Source organism: Hominiventricola sp. (assembly GCF_057604405.1).
Genome location: NZ_DBLYVB010000002.1, coordinates 17,088 through 36,834, shown reverse-complemented (window position 1 = coordinate 36,834; position 19,747 = coordinate 17,088). Strand labels below are relative to the sequence as shown.

The following is a 19,747-nucleotide window of genomic DNA, read 5'->3' as shown; positions in this document are numbered from 1 at the left end:
TCTCCGGGGACGAATCACACCGTACCCTTAACGCTTTCGTTTTCTTCTGTTCTGCCGAAAATTTCCGCACCCCAGCTCTCCATCAGACGATCCAGGGTGAAAATTGCATTCGCCGGACTGGTGGAAGGTAGTTTTTCTGCCTTCTTTCCTGTCTCTTTTTCGCAGTATTTTTTATACAGGCGGTACGCCTTGTCTCCATTGGTATAAATTCTCTGTACAGAACTTTCTTTTAGAATCTTTGCAATATTTGCCGGAACCACATTTTTAATACTGCTGTCACTGGAACCGATGATATCACAGCTCTGCACCACATCCCATATGGCAATGTGATGTTTCAAAAGCAGAGCCTTCTTTTCCTCTATCGTCTCCGGCACCGGTTCTTTAGTAAGCCCTGCTATCAGCTTCCAGAACCGGTTCTGGGGATGTCCATAATAGAAATTATTTTCTCTGGATTTCACCGATGGGAAAGTACCCAGAATCAAAATCTCGGAATTTTCATCATAGACTGGTTCAAATGTATGCTCTACATGCTGATACCCCGGTTTCTCTTTATCCGGAATCACATTCTCCGGAGACAGCTTTTTACTTTTTGGGGTCATCACTCCTGCTGCTCCATCTTTTGCAACTGCCAGTATATAGGAATTAATCTTCAATTTATGCTCTTCATAAAGGCCTATACTCTGATATAGATCCCTATATTTTTCCAGCAGTTCGAACTTCACCTTCACAGCTTCTGTCGAGACAGCTTCTGTCGATACCAGGCTGCCTTTTCGTTTCATATAATAATAGATCGGCTTCTGCAGTGCCCGGAAACGCTCTGCATGGCGGATCATCTGAAGATTCAGTACGAAATCCTCACACCAGTTCATGGAGGTATCACACTGAATCTGATGTTCCAGAAGAATGCTTTTCCGGTATAATTTGTTCCACATAACACCGTAGTAAAAATCCGCCGGATCCTCTGCCATCTCCATGGCAAATTCTTCCCTGGTCATAACATGGGTCTTTTTAATGTGCTTTTTCTCTACGTAACGCTTTCCATTTACCCGGTAGAAATCTGCCACTACCAGGTCACAGTCATCGGCTCTGGCTGCTTCCGCCAGACTCTCTGTTGCATCCGGTGTCAGCCAGTCATCGCTGTCCAGAAACTGCAGATAAGTTCCTCTGGCCAGCAGCATTGCCTGATTTCTTGTATCTGATACACCCGTATTTTCCTTATCGATCGTCCGGAAACGGAGATCCTTTTCCTCGTATTCCCGGCAGATAGCAAGACTTCCATCCGTGCTTCCGTCATTCATCAGCAGTACTTCCATATCTGCATAAGTCTGCTCCATCACACTGTCCAGACATCTTCTCAGATAACGCTCCGCATTATAAATGGGTATAATCAATGTCACAAACGGCATTTATTTTCATGCTCCTTACATCTGTTTTCGTACAATCAGATATTCATTATCCAACTGATAATAGGGGCAGCTCTGCACGGAACTGGTCAGGAACCGATACATCTCATCCTCGTCCAGATCCATCTCACACACATAATATTCATAATCCTCATCATACACATAATTTCTGCAGGTATCGCAGCTTGTAGCCGTACTCATCTCTTCACGCCCCTTTCCGTCATAAGTATAGCACTATTTCACCTGGAAGGTAAAGACCGTACTTGCAAGCATCCTCGAAATCTTCTATACTGTTATCAGAATAACCACCAAGGGGGATTTTTATCATGAACATTACCATTCAGAATGCAGAAGCCACCGTCACCTGCCGCACCCACGGTGCAGAGCTCCTGTCCTATAAAACCGTTGCCGGTAAAGAATATATGTGGCAGAAAGATCCGGCTTACTGGGCAAAAACCTCACCAGTACTTTTCCCGTACATCGGTGCTGTACCGGAGACCGTCACCATTCATGGTACAGAATATGCCATTCCACGCCATGGCTTTGTGAAAGATGTAGAATTTGATGTTGCAGAACAGGGTGACGACTATGTGGTACTCTCTACTGGGACCAGTGACTTCACGAAACCCATCTATCCTTATGATTTCCGGTTCACGGTTACCTTCCGCCTAAAGGGTTCGACACTGGAAGTGACCTACAGTGTCTTCAACCTTGGTAATGAAGAAATGCCATTTCTCATCGGTGGACATCCTGCTTTCTTCTGTCCTATGGAAGATGGTGAGCAGTTCACTGACTATATGCTCCGCTTTGAAGATGAGAATGTTCCGGATCTGCACCTCCAGTATCCCATGTTTGATCATGACGCCATCCTCTATGAGAATCTTACCCACCGCACAGTCAGACTCATCAGTTCCAAAACAGAAAAGGGCATCCAGTTTGATTTCCCGGGATACGAAAGCGTGGCTTTCTGGACTCCCATCAAAAAAGATGCCCCCTTCCTCTGCATCGAACCGTGGTGTGGCGGAACCATGGATCAGGTTTCCTGCACGGATATGCTGAAGAAAAAATATGTACAGTTCCTGGATGGCGGCAAAGCAAGAGACTATGTCTTCCGCTTCCGGCCCTGCTAACAAATACCAAACTGCCCTTGAGGTTTCATCCCAGGGGCAGTCTTTTTTACTTATTTCTCAATCTCATGAATAAACAGTCCGCTCCGAAGCTTCGGCTCGAACCAGGTGGATTTAGGCGGCATCAGAACTCCTTCATCTGCTACTTCAAAGAGCTCCTGAATGGAGGTGGGATACATGGCAAATGCCACCTCACAGTCGCTGTCCGCCCTTCGTTCCAGTTCAGATAATCCACGGATTCCTCCGATGAAATCAATCCGATCGTCAGTTCGCGGATCACCGATGCCTAGCACCGGCTCCAGCAGCTCCCTCTGAAGGAAAGAGACGTCCAGTGCCTCCACCGGGTCTGTTTTTTTATAAATATCTCTTGCTTTCAGAAGATACCAGCTGCCATGTAGATACATGGTCATCTGTCCCTTTTCTTCCGGTTTCGCCTGCTGTGTGAGTTTCCGGGTTTCAAACTTTTCCGAGACTTTTGCTAAAAATTCTGCTTCGGACAGACCGTTCAGATCTTTGACTACCCGGTTATAATCCATGATCAGCAGTTCCTCATCCGGGAACAGCACAGAAAGGAAATAGTTGAATTCTTCGGTTCCGTCGTAATCCGGATGCTCTGCACGGCGTTTTAAGCCTACTTTCACCGCAGATGCAGCTCTATGGTGGCCATCCGCGATATAAATACTGCCGATCTTTGAAAAGGCCTGCTCAATCTGCTGTACTTCTTCCTGATTGCTGATCTTCCAGCCTCTGTGTCCGATTCCATCTTCCGATACAAAAGCAAATTCCGGTTCTGTTGCTTTTACTCTGGCCGTCAGTTTTCGGAGTACTTCATTAGAACGGTATGCCAGAAATATAGGGCCGGTCTGGGCACTGCAGACATCTACGTGGCGGATACGATCCTGTTCCTTCTCTTCTCTGGTATTTTCATGCTTCTTAATGACTTTGTTAAGATAATCATCCACGGAAGCACAGGCCACGATTCCCGTCTGGGAACGGTCGTCCATGGTCAGCTCATAGAGATAATAGACCGGCATCTCTTCCTGTACAAAGCTGCCCTCTGTCCTCATCTGCTGCAGACGGTTTGCTGCAGCTTTGTAGACCTCTGGCGCATACATATCCTGTTCCGGAGCAAACATGGTCTCCGGACGGTCAATATTCAGAAAAGAGAGGGGTTTTCCTTCTACCGCATTCCGTGCCTCTTCCCGGCTATAAACATCATAGGGAAGAGCAGCAATCTGCTCTTCCCTGCCATTTGCCGGATGAATGCACCGAAACGGTTTTACAGCCGCCATTATTTCATGGTCCGGACTCTTAATACACCTTCGATAGCCCGGATCTTTTCGATTTCTTCTTCATCAGCTACATTTCCCAGATCGATGATAACATAACCGTACTCACCTCTGGTGACATTGGTCAGCTTCTCGATATTGATACCCAGATCACCGAATGCAGCGGTAAATTTGGTCAGCATGTTCGGAATGTTGCGATGGATGATAGTAACACGCATAGCATCTTTGCATACACCCATATCACAGTTCGGATAGTTGACAGAATTGTGAATATTTCCGTTCTCCAGATAATCCTGGATCTCTTTGACTGCCATAACCGCACAGTTGTCCTCGGACTCCTTGGTGGATGCTCCCAGATGCGGAATCACAATGGCATTTTTCAGGTTTGCCAGATCTGTAGTCGGGAAATCCGTTACATATTTTTGAATGCGGTTGGTTTTCAATGCCTCTACAATGGCTTTCTGATCTACCAGGGGACCTCTTGCAAAATTCAGTACAACAACACTCGGTTTCATCAGCGCAATCGCATCTGCTCCGATCATTCCCTTGGTGCTGTCCATCAGCGGTACATGAATGGTGATGTAGTCACACTCACGATAAATCTCGTTAACATCGGTGGTGTGGTGTACATCTCTGGAAAGCTTCCATGCTGCTTCTACAGAGATAAACGGGTCATAACCGTATACTTCCATGCCAAGGGCTACAGCTGCATTTGCTACCAGAATACCGATGGCTCCAAGACCGATGATACCCAGTTTCTTTCCTTTGATCTCACCGCCTGCAAACTGTTTCTTCTGCTTCTCGGCAAGCTTCTCAATCTCTTCGTTCTGACGCTCAGACTGTACCCAGTGAATACCTCCTACAATATCTCTGGATGCCAGCAGAAGTCCTGCGATCACCAGCTCTTTTACACCATTTGCATTGGCACCCGGTGTATTGAAGACTGCAATACCCTGCTCAGAGCATTTTCCAAGAGGAATATTATTTACTCCTGCTCCTGCTCTTCCGATCACACAGAGCTTCTCCGGCAGATCCATGTCATGCATGACAGCACTTCTTACCAGCACTGCGTCCGCATCCTCAATCTTATCTGTTTTTGCATAATTTCCGTTAAAATTCTTCAGTCCGACCTCTGCAATCGGATTCAGGCAATGATACTGATACATCTTACGCGTTCTCCTCTTCAAATTTCTTCATGAATGCCACCAGGGCTTCCACACCTTCCTTCGGCATTGCATTATAAATGCTTGCTCTCATACCGCCTACGGTTCTGTGTCCTTTCAGATTCACAAGACCTGCTGCTGTAGCTTCTTTTACAAATTTGGCATCCAGATCTTTATCACCGGTTACAAACGGTACATTCATAAGAGAACGGTCTTCCTTGCGGACAGTTCCGTGGAACATCTTGCTGTTATCCAGATAATCATACAGGATGGCAGCTTTCTCTTCATTGCGCTGCTTCATTACTTCCAGACCACCCATATTTTTCAGCCATTTGAAGACTTTTCCGCACACATAGATGCAGTAGCAGTTCGGCGTATTATAAAGGGAATTGGCATCTGCCTGGGTCTTATATTTCATAATGGTCGGTGTGCAGGGCATAACATCATCGCGGATCAGATCCTCACGGATCACTGCGATGACCATACCAGCCGGTCCAATGTTCTTCTGCACGCCGCCATAGAACATTCCATATTTGGTCACATCCATCGGCTCAGACAGGAAACAGGAAGATACATCTGCCACCAGTTCTTTTCCTTTGGTATTCGGGAGGGTCTTGAATTTGGTTCCATAAATGGTGTTGTTTTCACAAATATATACATAATCTGCATTCTCGCTGACTGGCAGGTCGGAGCAGTCCGGAATGTAGGAAAATGTCTGATCCTCACTGGAAGCGATTTTATTGGCAGTACCGTATTTCTGCGCCTCTGCGAATGCTTTCTTTGCCCACTGTCCGGTAATAATATAATCTGCCACTCCATTTTTCATCAGGTTCATGGGAACTGCAGCAAACTGGTGATGAGCGCCGCCTGACAGGAACAGTACTTTGTAATTATCCGGAATCTTTAAGAGATCACGAAAATCCTGTTCTGCCGTATTCAGAATCTCTTCAAATACTTTGGATCTGTGACTCATTTCCATAACAGACATGCCGCTTCCATTGTAATCCAGCATCTCCGCTGCCACTTCCTTTAATACTTCCTCCGGTAATACTGCCGGTCCTGCAGAAAAATTGTAAACTCTGCTCATTTTTCACACACTCCTCTTCCTCTGAAGTCATTTATACACACCGAGGGAAAGGTTTCCCTTTCCCCCATTGTATGCGTTTTACTTGTTTTTGTTCAGATCGTCTTCGTCAAAGACTTCATCGATTGCTGCCCCTGCCGGAACCATCGGGAATACTTTGTCATCCTGATCGATCTGGCAGTCCAGAACTACCGGTCCGCCGTAAGCAATTGCTTCTTCCAGCGCCGGCCCTACTTCTTCTTTTTTCGTAATGCGGATGGCTTTGCATCCAAGTCCTTCTGCTACTTTGACAAAATCTACCTTGTCATCAAGAACGGTTGCTGAATATCTTCCGCCATAGAACAGGGTCTGCCACTGACGTACCATACCCAGTACATGGTTGTTAATTACAACTTCCACAATCGGAATATTATAACGGGAAGCTGTCGCCAGCTCGTTTAAGTTCATACGAAAACATCCGTCTCCTGCTACATTGATAACCGTCTTCTCTGGTCTTGCAATCTTGGCTCCCATGGATGCCCCCAATCCATAACCCATGGTTCCCAGTCCGCCGGATGTCAGCAGAGTACGCGGTTTGCTGTATTTATAATACTGTGCAGCCCACATCTGATGCTGTCCTACCTCGGTGCAGATAATCGCGTCTCCCTTTGTCACACGATAAATCTCTTCGATAATATAGGGACCGGTCAGACCTTCCTGATTGTATTTCAGCGGAAATCTTTTCTTCAGATCCTCGATATGTGCTACCCACGCATCATGATTCTGCTGATCAAGCAGCGGATTCAGGCGTTTCAGCACCTCTTTCACATCTCCGATAATGCTGGCGCTGGTGATAATATTTTTATTAATTTCAGCCGGATCCACATCAATCTGCAGTACCTTTGCATGCTGTGCAAATTTGGATGCATTTCCGAATACACGGTCACTGAAACGGGAACCCACCGTAATCAGAAGGTCGCAGTCAGCGACTCCCAGGTTCGCATATTTGGTTCCGTGCATACCCAGCATCCCCGCATAGAGTGCATGGGTACCCGGAAAGGCGCCCTTGCCCATCAGGGAATCACATACCGGTGCATGAACCTTCTCGGCAAACTCCAGAAGTTCTGCGCTGGCATCTGCTGCGATCGCACCACCGCCCACAAAGATCATTGGCTTCTCTGCCTCGCGAATCAGAGTTGCTGCCTGTTCCAGATCAGCATCGGTGATACATGCCGTATCCGGAAGGATCACATCCGGAACCTCCTCAATATACTCTGCCTGATTAGCAGTCGCATCCTTAGTAATATCCACCAGAACCGGACCCGGACGTCCGCTCTTTGCAATACGGAACGCACGGCGCATGACTTTTGCCAGGTCTCTTGCATCTTTAACAATGAAGTTGTGTTTGGTGATCGGCATGGTAATGCCGGTAATATCCACCTCCTGGAAACTGTCTTTTCCAAGAAGAGAAGTACCTACGTTACAGGTAATTGCCACCAGCGGAACGGAATCCATGTAAGCAGTTGCAATACCGGTAACCAGGTTAGTAGCACCAGGACCGGAAGTGGCAATACATACGCCTACTTTTCCGGTTGCTCTTGCATAACCGTCTGCTGCATGGGACGCTCCCTGCTCGTGAGAGGTCAGCACATGTCTGATCTCATCACAGTGTTTGTATAATGCATCATAAATATTTAAGATTGCTCCGCCCGGATAACCAAATACCGTATCTACTCCCTGTTCCTTCAGGCAGGCAACAACGATTTCTGCTCCTGTCATCATCATAAGTCAGCATCCCCCTTTTTAGTCCTGAATCTCAAGAATTGCTCCGCGGTTTCCGGAAGTAACCAGATGCGCGTAGCGAGCCAGATAACCGGTAGTTACCTTCGGCTCTCTAGGCTGCCATTTTGCACGTCTTGCAGCCATCTCTTCATCAGAAATATCCACATTCAGCGTATTTGCCGGAATATCGATCTTAATGATATCTCCCTCTTCCACCAGGGCAATCGGTCCGCCTACTGCTGCTTCCGGTGATACATGTCCGATGGAAGCCCCGCGGCTTGCTCCGCTGAAACGACCATCTGTAATAAGGGCTACGGAAGATCCAAGTCCCATACCTGCGATAGCGGAAGTCGGGTTCAGCATCTCTCTCATACCCGGGCCGCCTTTCGGTCCTTCGTAACGGATAACAACCACATCACCTGCCACGATCTTACCGCCTTTGATAGCTGCAATCGCATCCTCTTCACAGTCGAAGACACGTGCCGGTCCTTCATGTACCAGCATCTCCGGTGCGACTGCGGAACGTTTTACAACACCGCTGTCCGGTGCCAGGTTTCCTTTCAGGATTGCAATACCGCCGGTCTGGCTGTAGGGGTTGTCGATGGTACGGATCACTTCCGGATTCTTATTGATGCAGTTCTTAATATTCTCTCCAACAGTCTTACCGGTTACTGTCATGCAGTCCAGATTCAGAAGATTCTTCTTGGACAGCTCATTCATGACTGCATATACACCGCCTGCTTCGTTCAGGTCTTCCATGTAGGTCGGACCTGCCGGTGCCAGATGGCAAAGGTTCGGTGTTCTTGCACTGACTTCATTGGCAATGTCTACATTCAACTCCACACCTGCCTCGTGAGCAATTGCCGGAAGGTGCAGCATACTGTTGGTGGAGCATCCCAGTGCCATATCTACGGTCAGGGCATTCATAAATGCCTCTTTGGTCATGATATCTCTCGGACGGATATTTTTCTCCAGCATCTCCATCACCTTCATACCGGCTCTCTTTGCCAGTTTGATACGCTCGGAGTAAACAGCCGGGATCGTTCCGTTACCCTGAAGTCCCATACCAAGAACTTCTGTCAGACAGTTCATGCTGTTCGCGGTATACATACCGGAGCAGGAACCGCAAGTCGGACAAACCTTATTTTCAAATTCTTTCACGTCATCTTCTGTCATGGTACCTGCCGCATAGGAACCAACTGCCTCAAACATACTGGAAAGGCTTCTCTTCTGTCCTTTTACATGTCCGGCCAACATCGGACCGCCGCTGACAAATACAGTCGGGACATTGACTCTGGCTGCTGCCATCAGAAGACCTGGTACATTCTTATCACAGTTCGGAACCATAACCAGTGCATCAAACTGATGTGCCATGGCCATAGCCTCGGTGGAATCTGCGATCAGATCACGGGTAACCAGGGAATATTTCATTCCGGTATGTCCCATGGCAATACCATCACATACAGCAATGGCCGGGAACATAATCGGAGTTCCGCCTGCCATGGCAACTCCCATCTTCACTGCCTGAACAATTTTGTCCAGATTCATATGTCCCGGTACGATCTCATTGTAGGAACTTACGATACCTACCAACGGACGATTCATTTCTTCTTCTGTTAATCCAAGGGCATTAAATAATGATCTGTGCGGTGCCTGCTGCATACCCTTTTTTACTGCATCACTTCTCATGACGTGATTTCCTCCTGTTGCATATAAATTTTTAAATGTGTTTGCTTTTATTTATTGGTTATACTCTTTCTGCGATAAGAGTTCCCATCTCTTTTGTGCCTACCTGTGTACATCCATCTGACATGATGTCACCAGTGCGGTAGCCTTCTTTTAATACCTGACGGACTGCTGCCTCCACTGCATCTGCCTCTTTGTCCAGATCCAGAGAGTAGCGGAGCATCATGGCTGCAGAAAGGATCGTTGCAATCGGGTTTGCCTTATCCTGTCCTGCAATATCCGGTGCAGAACCATGGCTCGGCTCGTAGAGACCAAACTTGGTTTCATTTAAACTTGCACTGGACAACATTCCGATGGAGCCGGTTACCATGGACGCCTCATCGGATAAAATATCACCAAACATGTTCTCTGTAAGAATCACATCGAACTGTGCCGGATTCATAACCAGCTGCATCGCACAGTTGTCTACGTACATGTGGGAAAGAGCCACTTCCGGATAATCCTTCGCCACCTCTTCCACCACCTGTCTCCACAGGCGGGAAGAATCAAGAACATTTGCCTTATCCACGCTGCAGACCTTTTTGCGGCGTTTCATGGCAATATCAAATGCACGCTTTGCAATGCGGCGGATCTCATTTTCATTGTAGGAAAGAGTGTCGGTAGCAGTTCTAATGCCATCCACCTCTTCTGTTTTTCTGGCCCCGAAATAAAGACCTCCTGTCAGCTCTCTCATGATCAGCATATCAAAGCCTTCTGCACTGATGTCATCGCGAAGCGGGCATGCGGCACGAAGCTCATCATAAAGGTATGCCGGTCTTAAGTTTGCAAAAAGATTCAGTGCCTTACGGATACCAAGAAGTCCTGCTTCCGGACGTTTAGATGGCTCCAGTTTATACCATGGAGAAGTTTTTGCATCTCCGCCAATGGAACCCATCAGCACTGCGTCGCACTTTTTAGCCTCCTCAATCGTCTCATCCGTCAAAGGTACACCGTGCACATCAATGGATGCTCCACCAAGAAGAAGATCCGTGTAAGTAAATTCATGTCCATATTTTTTGCAGACAGCATCCAGAACTTTCCGTGCTTCTCTGACAATCTCCGGTCCGATTCCATCACCGGAAATGGCTCCAATCTTGTAATTCATATCTGTCTCTCCTCATTTGCAGAAAGGGGACGGAAGAATTCTCCCGCCCCCTGCTTGCATCTTTGCATTAGTCCTGTTTTTCCACTTCCTGGATAGCCGACTTCTTCATAGGAATACGGCAGTTGCGGTTGCTTCCGAACTCTACGATTACATCATCATCTGTAATGTCAATCAGCACACCATAAAATCCGCTGGTCGTTACGACTACGTCGCCTACTTCCATAGATGAGAGCATCGCTTTTACTCTGTTCTGCTCTTTTTTCTGCGGTCTCCACATCATGAAATACATAATTGCTCCGAAAGCCACCAGCCAAATAATGAGCATGGTTGTCTGGCTTCCTGCGCTTGCAGTTGCTAACATATTCTTTCTTTCCTCCTGAAAAATAACTTACTGTACATTTTACACAATATTTGCTCATAGAGCAAGCTTTTTGTTAATTTTTTTGCATACTTTTCGCAGAAATTAGATTCCTTCTTCCATGCCGGAAAGTTTCTGGCGTTTGTACTCCTGATATCTGCCCTGCTCGATAGCTTCACGGATTTCTTCCATCATATGGTTATAGAAATACAGGTTATGAAGTACGCACAGACGCATGCCCAGCATCTCCTTTGCTTTCAGAAGATGACGGATATAGCCTCTGCTGTAACGGCGGCAGGCCGGGCACTGACAGCCCTCCTCAATCGGATTCTCATCCAGTTCAAATCTGGCATTGAAAAGATTTAATTTGCCATGATTGGTGTAAACATGTCCATGACGTCCATTACGGCTTGGATATACACAATCGAAGAAATCTACACCACGATCCACCGCTTCCAGAATATTTGCCGGAGTTCCAACTCCCATCAGATAGGTTGGCTTCTCAACCGGCAGATACGGAACCACTGCCTCAATAATCCGGTACATTTCTTCGTGACTTTCTCCCACTGCCAGTCCGCCAATGGCATATCCCGGAAGATCAAGCTCCGTGATCTGTTTTGCATGCTCAATACGGATATCTTCGTAGATAGCGCCCTGGTTAATACCAAAGAGCAGCTGATTTTTATTAATCGTATCTTCCAGACTGTTCAGGCGATCCATCTCGGTCTTGCAGCGTTTCAGCCAGCGCACCGTACGATCCACGGAATTCTGCACATAGGATCTGTCGGCCAGACTTGGCGGGCATTCATCAAAGGCCATAGCAATGGTGGAAGCCAGATTGGACTGAATCTGCATACTCTCTTCCGGCCCCATGAAAATCTTTCTTCCATCAATATGGGAATTGAAACAGACACCCTCTTCTTTGATCTTTCTTAATCCTGCCAGGGAAAATACCTGGAATCCGCCGGAATCGGTCAGAATCGGCTTGTTCCATGACATGAATTTATGTAAGCCTCCCATCTTCTTGACCACCTGGTCGCCCGGACGCACATGAAGATGATAGGTGTTGGATAGCTCTACCTGGGTTCCGATACCTTCCAGATCCTCTGTGGATACCGCACCCTTAATGGCTGCTGCCGTTCCCACATTCATAAATACCGGCGTCTGAATGACACCGTGCACGGTATGAAATTCACCGCGTTTGGCATCGCCGTCTTTTTTGATCAGTTTATACACGCTCTATTTTACCTCCAATAGTAATACTCAAAAAATGATTTACAGCATTTAGTATATTCTATATAATATGTGTTAGTCAAGCTGTTACCGTTCACAAGCAGCTCAATAAGTGAAAGTAACAGACTTTCATTTGATCGTTTTGCACCTGTGAACTGTAATATGTCGAAAAAAGGAGTACCAACATTATGGCAGGTTCTACATTAGGAACAATATTTTCCGTCTCAACCTGGGGCGAGTCCCATGGAAAGGGTGTCGGTGTCGTTATCGATGGCTGCCCGGCAGGACTTTCCCTGACAGAGCAGGATATTCAGATCTATTTAAATAGAAGAAAGCCGGGTCAGTCCCGCTTTACCACCCCTCGAAAAGAGGATGATACCGTTGAAATTTTATCCGGTGTTTTTGAAGGACGCACTACCGGTACCCCCATCTCCCTGATGGTGCGGAACACTTCCCAACGTTCCAAAGATTACAGTGAGATTGCTTCCTACTACCGTCCGGGACATGCAGATTATACTTATGATTGCAAATACGGCTTCCGGGATTACACCGGGGGCGGACGTTCTTCCGGCCGCGAGACCATCGGACGAGTGGCAGCCGGTGCTGTTGCTGCAAAGGTCCTGCAGGAAATGGGCATCACCATTACCGCTTACACCAAATCCATCGGACCGGTGGAGATCGATTATAACCGCTTCGATCTTAACCAGATGGAAGAAAATGCGGTCAACATGCCGGACCCACTGGCTGCAGAACTTGCCATGGCACATCTCGACGTCTGCCGTGCCAAAGAGGATTCCTGCGGAGGCGTGGTAGAATGTGTCATCAAAGGGGTTCCCGCTGGTGTGGGCGAGCCCTGCTTCGATAAATTAAGTGCTAATCTGGCAAAGGCCATCTTCTCCATCGGAGCTGTCAAAGGTTTTGAATTAGGAGATGGATTTGACGTAGCGAAAATGCATGGAAGTGAGAATAACGACTCCTTCGGTATGGAAGATGGACATGTAAAGAAGCTTTCCAACCATTCCGGCGGTACCTTGGGGGGTATCAGCGACGGAAGTGATATCCTCTTCCGGGCCGCTTTCAAGCCAACCCCGTCCATCAGCCAGGAGCAGCACACGGTCAACAAATCCGGCGAAGAAATCTCTATCTCCATCAAAGGCCGCCACGACCCGATTATCGTACCGCGAGCGGTGGTCGTCGTCGAGTGCATGGCAGCCCTTACTGTGCTGGACCTTATGATGGTAGGCATGACATCCAGATTAGACCGGATGAAAAATTTCTGGTCAGAGCCGCTGATGCCGGAGAAATAGATAATCGTAAAACGGTAAGCGACCTGCTGGGTCTATATCAAAAATCAGCCCCAATAGTTCCACTTTTTCTTTACAATTGCGCTTATAAAAACAATAAATGGGTCTATGCATCAGAAAATGAACTTTTGTTCCTGCATTTTTTCTTTTTGCGGGAACATTTTTCAACTTTTCTGTACATAGACCCATCTTCATTTTCAGAAACAAAGTGATAACACTATCGGAAACTCTTCACCCAGTTCACCAGAGAATCATGGTAGACATTGTCTGCCACATCTTTTTTCATCTGATCAGTTACCGGGCCGTTCTTCGCAAGCTTCTGAAGGACGGCCTGCTGGAGTTCTTCCACGGTCATCTCTTCGTACGGTTTGTCCGGTACCGAAACCGGTACTTTTTCTTTCGGAGCAGCTGCAGGTTTTGCTGTCTCCTGCGGTGCGGTTGCTGGTTTTACTGTCTCCTGCGGTGCAGCTGTTGGTTTTGCTGCCTCCTGCGGTGCAGCCGGCGTCTCCTTGATAGCTTCCAGTTCCACCGGCGCCAGATCTTTGTCTGCTTCCTCTGCCGGAATCCAGATCTCTCCGCTGTTGCCGTCGATCTGCACCCGCAACTGACCATCTGCATTTACCTTTCTTCCCGACAAAGCTCCTATATAAATTCCACCTGCCGGAACAGAAAATTCCGCACCGTTATCATCATTATTCACCATGACAATGACGCTCTTTCCATCAAGACTTCTGGAGAACGCATATTGGCGGTTCTGAAGCATCAGTTCCTTATAATCTCCGTAAGAGAGTTCCTTCGTATGCTGACGGATACGGCCCAGAGCTGCGATGAGCTTTGTACACGGATTCTCTTCCGCTGCATTTGCATAGTCTGCAAGATTCAGTGCCGGACGGATGGAATCGTCGGAATACCGCTCCTTCTTTCCCTCAATGCCGAACTCAGAGCCGTAGTAAACAGACGGCACTCCCGGCAAGGTATAAAGCAATACATGAACCGGCGTGAAATGCGCTTTGTTCTGAAGCTTCGTGTAGATACGCTCCACATCATGATTGTCCACAAAATTGTAGAGTTTCAGTCCCTCCGGACGATTGCCGCCCATCTCATAGAGACGTTTTACCGTATGGGCAATCTCAAAATAGTTGTGATCATTATGACCGGAATACAGCGCCTTGTGGAGCTGATAGTTCGTGACAGAATGCAGCGTTCCTTCATTGACCCAGCGGCTGTAATCCCCGTGAATCACTTCACCCATAAGCCAGAACTCCGGCTTCACTTCATTTGCGGTCCGGCGCAGCGCTTTCATATATTCAAAATCCAGCACGTCCGCTGCATCCAGACGAATACCATCTACATCAAACTCGCTGACCCAGAACCGGATCACATCACAGATATAATCCCGGACTGCCGGATTGTGCTGATTTAATTTGACCAGCAGGTTATAGCCACCCCAGTTCTCGTAGGAAAATCCATCGTTATATTCATTGTTTCCCCCAAAATTCACATTGCAATACCAGTCCTTATAGGGAGACTGCTCCCGGTTTTTCTGCAGGTCTTTGAACGCGAAAAAGTCACGGCCTGTATGGTTGAACACACCGTCAAAGATCACGCGAATCCCCTGCTCATGACATTCCTTCACAAATGCTTTCAGATCCTCATTCGTGCCCAGACGGCTGTCCAGTTTTTTATAATCGGTGGTCTCATATCCGTGTCCCACAGACTCAAACAACGGTCCGATATAAAGTGCGTTAAATCCTGTTTCTTTTATATGTTTCACCCAGGGCAGCAGTGTATTCAGCCGATGTACAGGCTCCCCGTAATCGTTTGTTTTCGGGGCTCCTGTCAGTCCCAACGGATAAATGTGATAAAATACTGCCTCGTCATACCATGCCATACAATCATATCCCTCCAGATCTATCATGTTGTCAGATGACAATTCCGGCTCCAGAACTGTCACTTTTATAGCATACCACATTTTTCAAAAATATAACAGAGCTTTTGAGCATTTTGTATAATTTTATTCCTTTTTTTGCTCCATAACTAGTAATTTCGACTTTTTGTTATAGCAGCAATAACAAACACACACTCTAAGTAATAGTTGAATACATTTTCTTTCTATGATAAAATAAGAATTTAGGTTAATAAAACTCAAAAAAAAGGAAGGATTACATTATTTATGAACGGAACATTATATGGTGTAGGTGTCGGCCCGGGGGATCCGAGACTTATGACTTATCTTGCAGTAGATACCATCAAAAACTGCCCGGTCATTGCCGTACCTGCAGACGGTAAGGAAAAGGCAGTTGCTTACAAGATTGCCAGCGGTATCGTGGATGGCATTGATGAAAAAGAATGCCTCAATCTCTCCACTCCCATGACAAAGGACAAGGCAGTCTTAGATGCCGCTTATCAGGCAGCTGCTGAGGCAATTATTGAAAAATTAAAAGAGGGCAAAGATGTGGCTTGTCTGACTCTTGGCGATCCCACGATCTACAGCACCTATATTTATATCCATCGTCTGGTAAAAGCACAGGGATATGCTACACAGATCATCAACGGTATCCCCTCTTTCTGCGCTGTCAGTGCAAAGCTTGGTGACAGCCTGGTGGACCGTTCTGAGCAGCTTCACATCATCCCGTCTACCTACGATATCGAAGACGGATTAAAGCTTCCTGGCACTAAGGTCCTTATGAAGGCCGCTTCAAAAATGCATCTCGTCAAAGAAACCTTGCAGCGTAATGAGCTGAAAGGTTCCATGATTGAAAACTGTGGTATGCCGGAAGAACACATCTATCACGGGGTAGATGAGATTCCGGATCAGGCAAGCTATTATTCGATTATTGTCGTGAAAGAAGATCATCATGATTGAATTAAGGAATCTGTCCAAGAAATATGATCATTTTCTGGCAGTAGACAATTTGAATCTGACCATTGAGACCGGCGAATTCTTCGGTCTCCTTGGTCCTAATGGTGCCGGAAAGACTACCACGATCGGTATGCTTTCCACTCTTCTTCTTCCTACAGAGGGAGAAGTTCTGATTGACGGTGAAAAGTTAAGCCGTCAAAACAACCAGCTGAAACGAAAACTGAGTGTTGTCACTCAGGAATATTCCATGCGTCAGGATATGACCATGGATGAAGTGATGGAGTATCAGGGAAGACTTTATTACATGCCCCTGAAAAAGATCCGGGAACGTTCTGAAGAATTATTGGAATTCTGCGGTCTGATTGATTTCCGGAGGAGAACCGTCCGTAAACTGTCCGGCGGAATGAAGCGTAAGCTTATGGTCTGCCGCGCACTGCTCACAGAGCCGGAAATTCTTCTTCTGGACGAACCTACCGCCGGCATGGATGCACTGGCCAGACGCCAGATGTGGAATCTCCTGAAACAGCTGAACCAGCAGAAGCTGACGATTCTGCTTACCACGCATTATATGGAAGAAGCAGAAACCCTCTGTGACCGGGTCGGATTCATGTGCGACGGTGTTCTGGAGGAAACCGATGCGCCTCGTTCCATGATTGAAATGCTGGGACGCTATACCGTGGACGAAGTCTGTCCGGGCGGTATGAAAAACCACTATTTCCATAGAAAGGAGGACGCGATTCAGTTTCTGTCCGACTGTCCACAGGAAACTTCACTTCGCAGCACTACGCTGGAGGATGTCTTTCTTGAAAAAGTTGGCCGACAGCTGGAACGCAAATAATGATGGGAATCCTTACTGTATTATGGGAAAAATGGGTGGAATTCCGCAGAGATTTTTATAAAATTACTCTGGCGGCCATGATTGCGCCACTCCTCTACATTCTGGTATTCGGCATGGGAATCCAGACCATGTCTCACGGTCAATCCTATTTAAACTTCCTGATTCCAGGCGTGATTGCCCTGACTACCATGAATGGAAGCTTTAATGCCATTGCCCAGAACCTGAATGTACAGCGTCTTTATGAGAAGGCCTTCGACCAGGTTATGATCTCCCCGACACCTCTCTGGCAATTCATTGCAGGACAGGTTATCGGAGGAAGTCTCCGGGGACTTTATGCCGGAATCATTATCATCTTACTGGTGCTTCCCATCGGAACCGGACTTTGCTTCAATGGCTGGTCCTTCCTTCTGATGTTTTTAAACGGAGCTGTCTTCTCCACCATTGGAGTTGTCGTCTCCTTCTATGCGAAAAACCATACGGATGTACCACGTTTTTCCAACTATGTCATCATGCCGATGGCTTACCTTTGCAACACTTTCTTTTCTTCCAAGTCCATGCCTGACGGGATCAGACAGCTGGTAGAATTTCTTCCGCTGTCCCAGACCAGCGCTGCTCTGCGAAGCATTGCCAACCACGAAACATTCTCCTATACCAGTATTGGTATACTGGCTCTCTATCTGGTCTGCTTTGCTGCCGCCGCCTCCTGGTTCCTGTATAAAAAGAAAAACTTGTAAGCATCTTTGAGCAAAGGAAAGGAAAATTGATCATGAAAAAAATATTACTCAGTGTCCTGCTGGCACTGGGATGCTGCACATCTGCAGCAATTCCTGTACTGGCTTCTGAACAGTCTGCTGTCAGTGAATCCCTCTCCTTAGAGGATGGTGAATATGCCATTGATGTTACCATGACCGGAGGAAGCGGCAAGGCGACTGTCCAAAGTCCGACACTTTTGACTGTAACGGATGGTGTTGCCTATGCTTCTATTACCTGGAGCAGCACCAATTATGATTACATGATTGTCGATGGGCAGAAATATCTGAATGAGAGTGGAGAAGGTTCCAATTCTCATTTTACGATTCCGGTACCGGATCTTACCACGGATCTTCCGATTATCGCAGATACTCTTGCCATGGGAACACCTCATGAAATCAAGTATACGCTTACTTTTGACCCATCCTCCATCGATTCCAAAAGCAGCCTGCCGCAGGAAGGAGCCAAACGGGTTCTTATAATGGCAGCCATTATCATCATCGGCGGCGGAATCCTCAATCATTTCGTCAATGAGCGCAGAAAAATGGACTACACCGGAAAACGGAAAACAAGATAATAACAAAAACAGCATGTGAAACCTCTTTATAAAGATTTCACATGCTGTTCTTTTTATCGTATAGAATTATAGTTTACCAAGCTTCAAGGCATATTCTTTTAATTCTCTCAACCCTTCTCCAAGACTTCCCAGGTTTTCTGTATCCAGTGTACAGATCACTTGCTCACAGTTGTCAATCAACTGCTTTGCACGTTCCATATGTACCTCTGAGAATGTTGTAAATGCTTTCTCTGACACCACTTCGGCTGCCAGTGCTTTTGCCGAAGGATAGTCAAGATCATTTTCCCACAGAATTCCTGCCGCAAAAGGTATCCCTTCTCTTTGCAGACGCCGGAATACACCGGTTCCGGTACCGTTTCCGGTCAAAACAAACACCTTTGGTTCGCCCTGTACCGCCGGAAGCTCCAGATCACCGGTCAGTTCATCATAGGAGCCGGTGGTCATCTGATACAGTTTCGGAATGTAACCTTCCGTGAAAATCTCCTCCGGTGTTCCGAAGCGGTCCACCCGGTCGCCGCGGACACAGGCAATCTTATCGGAAATCCGTCCTGCCAGATCCAGTTCATGAAGGGACATGATGACCGACAGTTTTCTTGTCCGGGACATATTTTGTATAATGGAAAGAAATTCCAGCTTATAGCGGATGTCCAGAAAAGAAGTCGGTTCATCCAGGACGATGATATCCGGCTGCTGGCAAAGTGCTCTGGCGAGCATAACCCGTTGTTTCTGTCCGTCACTGGTTTTCGTAAAATCCCGCTCCGCCAATTCTTCAATATGAACCAGCCTCATGGATTCGTCTACGATCTTCCAGTCTTCCTCAGAAAGGACGCCAAATTTTCCCGTATAGGGATACCGTCCCGTAGACACCACATCTCTGCAGTTCATCATCTCCGGCCGAACCCGCTCTGTCAGTACCACAGACAGCTTCTTAGAAAGCTCTCTGCCGCTTAATTCTTCCATGTTACTTCCATCCAGCACAGCCACACCTCCAAGAGGTTTTAACTGCCGGATAATATTTTTCAGAATCGTCGTCTTACCTGCTCCGTTAGGTCCAATCAGCGTCAGAATCTCTCCTTTTTTCACGCTGAGTTCAATGTCTTTGATTAACGGTACTCCGTGATAGCCAACGGTCAGTCCTTTGGTATAAAAATAAAATTCTTCCATGAT

General features: G+C 47.0%; 18 protein-coding genes and 1 pseudogene. 6 read left to right on the top strand and 13 right to left on the bottom strand.

Annotation, left to right across the window (positions count from 1 at the left end; genetic code table 11):
• Positions 1-14: 14 nt before the first annotated feature.
• The 3 genes and pseudogenes from ACZMB2_RS02265 to ACZMB2_RS02255 all read right to left on the bottom strand — a co-directional run bounded on the left by ACZMB2_RS02265 (position 15) and on the right by ACZMB2_RS02255 (position 1,604).
• Positions 15-599, bottom strand: a complete 585-nt coding sequence (locus ACZMB2_RS02265; RefSeq protein WP_487595460.1) for a DNA-deoxyinosine glycosylase — start codon at positions 597-599, stop codon at positions 15-17.
• A gap of 312 nt (positions 600-911) precedes the next feature.
• A pseudogene (locus ACZMB2_RS02260) lies at positions 912-1,406 on the bottom strand (glycosyltransferase family 2 protein); the annotation flags it as partial.
• 15 nt (positions 1,407-1,421) lie between these two features.
• Entirely contained in the window at positions 1,422-1,604 is a 183-nt protein-coding gene (locus ACZMB2_RS02255) for a DUF6472 family protein (RefSeq protein WP_118769726.1), read from the bottom strand.
• Positions 1,605-1,729: 125 nt separating this feature from the next.
• On the opposite strand from ACZMB2_RS02255, the gene ACZMB2_RS02250 reads away from it, so the two are divergent.
• A complete protein-coding gene (locus ACZMB2_RS02250) occupies positions 1,730-2,533 on the top strand; it encodes an aldose 1-epimerase family protein (RefSeq protein ID WP_487595320.1) in 804 nt (267 codons plus the stop codon).
• A gap of 50 nt (positions 2,534-2,583) precedes the next feature.
• On the opposite strand, the gene ACZMB2_RS02245 is transcribed toward ACZMB2_RS02250, so the two are convergent.
• The 8 genes from ACZMB2_RS02245 to tgt all read right to left on the bottom strand — a co-directional run bounded on the left by ACZMB2_RS02245 (position 2,584) and on the right by tgt (position 12,251).
• Positions 2,584-3,822: a DUF1015 domain-containing protein gene (locus ACZMB2_RS02245; RefSeq protein WP_487595319.1), complete on the bottom strand. Its 1,239-nt coding sequence runs from the start codon at positions 3,820-3,822 to the stop codon at positions 2,584-2,586.
• The gene (locus ACZMB2_RS02240; RefSeq protein WP_487595318.1) at positions 3,822-4,985 is read right to left on the bottom strand and encodes a phosphoglycerate dehydrogenase; all 1,164 of its coding nucleotides are present in this window, start codon (positions 4,983-4,985) and stop codon (positions 3,822-3,824) included. The genes ACZMB2_RS02245 and ACZMB2_RS02240 overlap by 1 nt, the downstream gene beginning before the upstream one ends.
• A gap of 1 nt (position 4,986) precedes the next feature.
• Positions 4,987-6,069 (bottom strand): 3-phosphoserine/phosphohydroxythreonine transaminase, encoded by a 1,083-nt coding sequence (gene serC / locus ACZMB2_RS02235; RefSeq protein WP_487595317.1) that lies wholly within the window; start codon positions 6,067-6,069, stop codon positions 4,987-4,989.
• Positions 6,070-6,147: 78 nt separating this feature from the next.
• The gene (ilvB, locus tag ACZMB2_RS02230; RefSeq protein WP_487595316.1) at positions 6,148-7,830 is read right to left on the bottom strand and encodes a biosynthetic-type acetolactate synthase large subunit; all 1,683 of its coding nucleotides are present in this window, start codon (positions 7,828-7,830) and stop codon (positions 6,148-6,150) included.
• Positions 7,831-7,848: 18 nt separating this feature from the next.
• A complete protein-coding gene (gene ilvD, locus ACZMB2_RS02225; RefSeq protein WP_487595315.1) occupies positions 7,849-9,516 on the bottom strand; it encodes a dihydroxy-acid dehydratase in 1,668 nt (555 codons plus the stop codon).
• A gap of 58 nt (positions 9,517-9,574) precedes the next feature.
• On the bottom strand, positions 9,575-10,657 hold the full coding sequence (gene leuB / locus ACZMB2_RS02220; RefSeq protein ID WP_487595314.1) for a 3-isopropylmalate dehydrogenase: 1,083 nt from the start codon (positions 10,655-10,657) through the stop codon (positions 9,575-9,577).
• A 67-nt stretch (positions 10,658-10,724) separates the two neighbouring features.
• Positions 10,725-11,018, bottom strand: coding sequence for a preprotein translocase subunit YajC (gene yajC, locus ACZMB2_RS02215; RefSeq protein ID WP_487595313.1), 294 nt, complete (start codon positions 11,016-11,018; stop codon positions 10,725-10,727).
• A 102-nt stretch (positions 11,019-11,120) separates the two neighbouring features.
• The gene (gene tgt, locus ACZMB2_RS02210) at positions 11,121-12,251 is read right to left on the bottom strand and encodes a tRNA guanosine(34) transglycosylase Tgt (RefSeq protein WP_487595312.1); all 1,131 of its coding nucleotides are present in this window, start codon (positions 12,249-12,251) and stop codon (positions 11,121-11,123) included.
• Between the two features lie 185 nt (positions 12,252-12,436).
• Here tgt and aroC point away from each other — a divergent pair, with 185 nt between their 5' ends.
• Positions 12,437-13,555 (top strand): chorismate synthase, encoded by a 1,119-nt coding sequence (aroC, locus tag ACZMB2_RS02205; RefSeq protein ID WP_487595311.1) that lies wholly within the window; start codon positions 12,437-12,439, stop codon positions 13,553-13,555.
• Between the two features lie 214 nt (positions 13,556-13,769).
• Here aroC and ACZMB2_RS02200 read toward each other — a convergent pair whose 3' ends face one another.
• Positions 13,770-15,443 carry an alpha-amylase family glycosyl hydrolase gene (locus ACZMB2_RS02200; RefSeq protein ID WP_487595459.1) on the bottom strand — a complete coding sequence of 558 codons (1,674 nt, stop codon included), beginning with the start codon at positions 15,441-15,443 and terminating at the stop codon, positions 13,770-13,772.
• Positions 15,444-15,725: 282 nt separating this feature from the next.
• On the opposite strand from ACZMB2_RS02200, the gene cobI reads away from it, so the two are divergent.
• The 4 genes from cobI to ACZMB2_RS02180 are packed head-to-tail and all read left to right on the top strand — an operon-like array spanning position 15,726 to position 18,580.
• Positions 15,726-16,418, top strand: coding sequence for a precorrin-2 C(20)-methyltransferase (gene cobI, locus ACZMB2_RS02195; RefSeq protein ID WP_487595310.1), 693 nt, complete (start codon positions 15,726-15,728; stop codon positions 16,416-16,418).
• Positions 16,411-17,253 carry an ABC transporter ATP-binding protein gene (locus ACZMB2_RS02190; RefSeq protein ID WP_487595309.1) on the top strand — a complete coding sequence of 281 codons (843 nt, stop codon included), beginning with the start codon at positions 16,411-16,413 and terminating at the stop codon, positions 17,251-17,253. The genes cobI and ACZMB2_RS02190 overlap by 8 nt, the downstream gene beginning before the upstream one ends.
• Positions 17,253-17,987 (top strand): ABC transporter permease, encoded by a 735-nt coding sequence (locus ACZMB2_RS02185; RefSeq protein WP_487595308.1) that lies wholly within the window; start codon positions 17,253-17,255, stop codon positions 17,985-17,987. The genes ACZMB2_RS02190 and ACZMB2_RS02185 overlap by 1 nt, the downstream gene beginning before the upstream one ends.
• Before the next feature lie 32 nt (positions 17,988-18,019).
• Positions 18,020-18,580 (top strand): hypothetical protein, encoded by a 561-nt coding sequence (locus ACZMB2_RS02180; RefSeq protein ID WP_487595307.1) that lies wholly within the window; start codon positions 18,020-18,022, stop codon positions 18,578-18,580.
• Positions 18,581-18,646: 66 nt separating this feature from the next.
• Here ACZMB2_RS02180 and ACZMB2_RS02175 read toward each other — a convergent pair whose 3' ends face one another.
• Positions 18,647-19,744 carry an ABC transporter ATP-binding protein gene (locus tag ACZMB2_RS02175; RefSeq protein ID WP_118769710.1) on the bottom strand — a complete coding sequence of 366 codons (1,098 nt, stop codon included), beginning with the start codon at positions 19,742-19,744 and terminating at the stop codon, positions 18,647-18,649.
• Between the last annotated feature and the right edge of the window lie 3 nt (positions 19,745-19,747).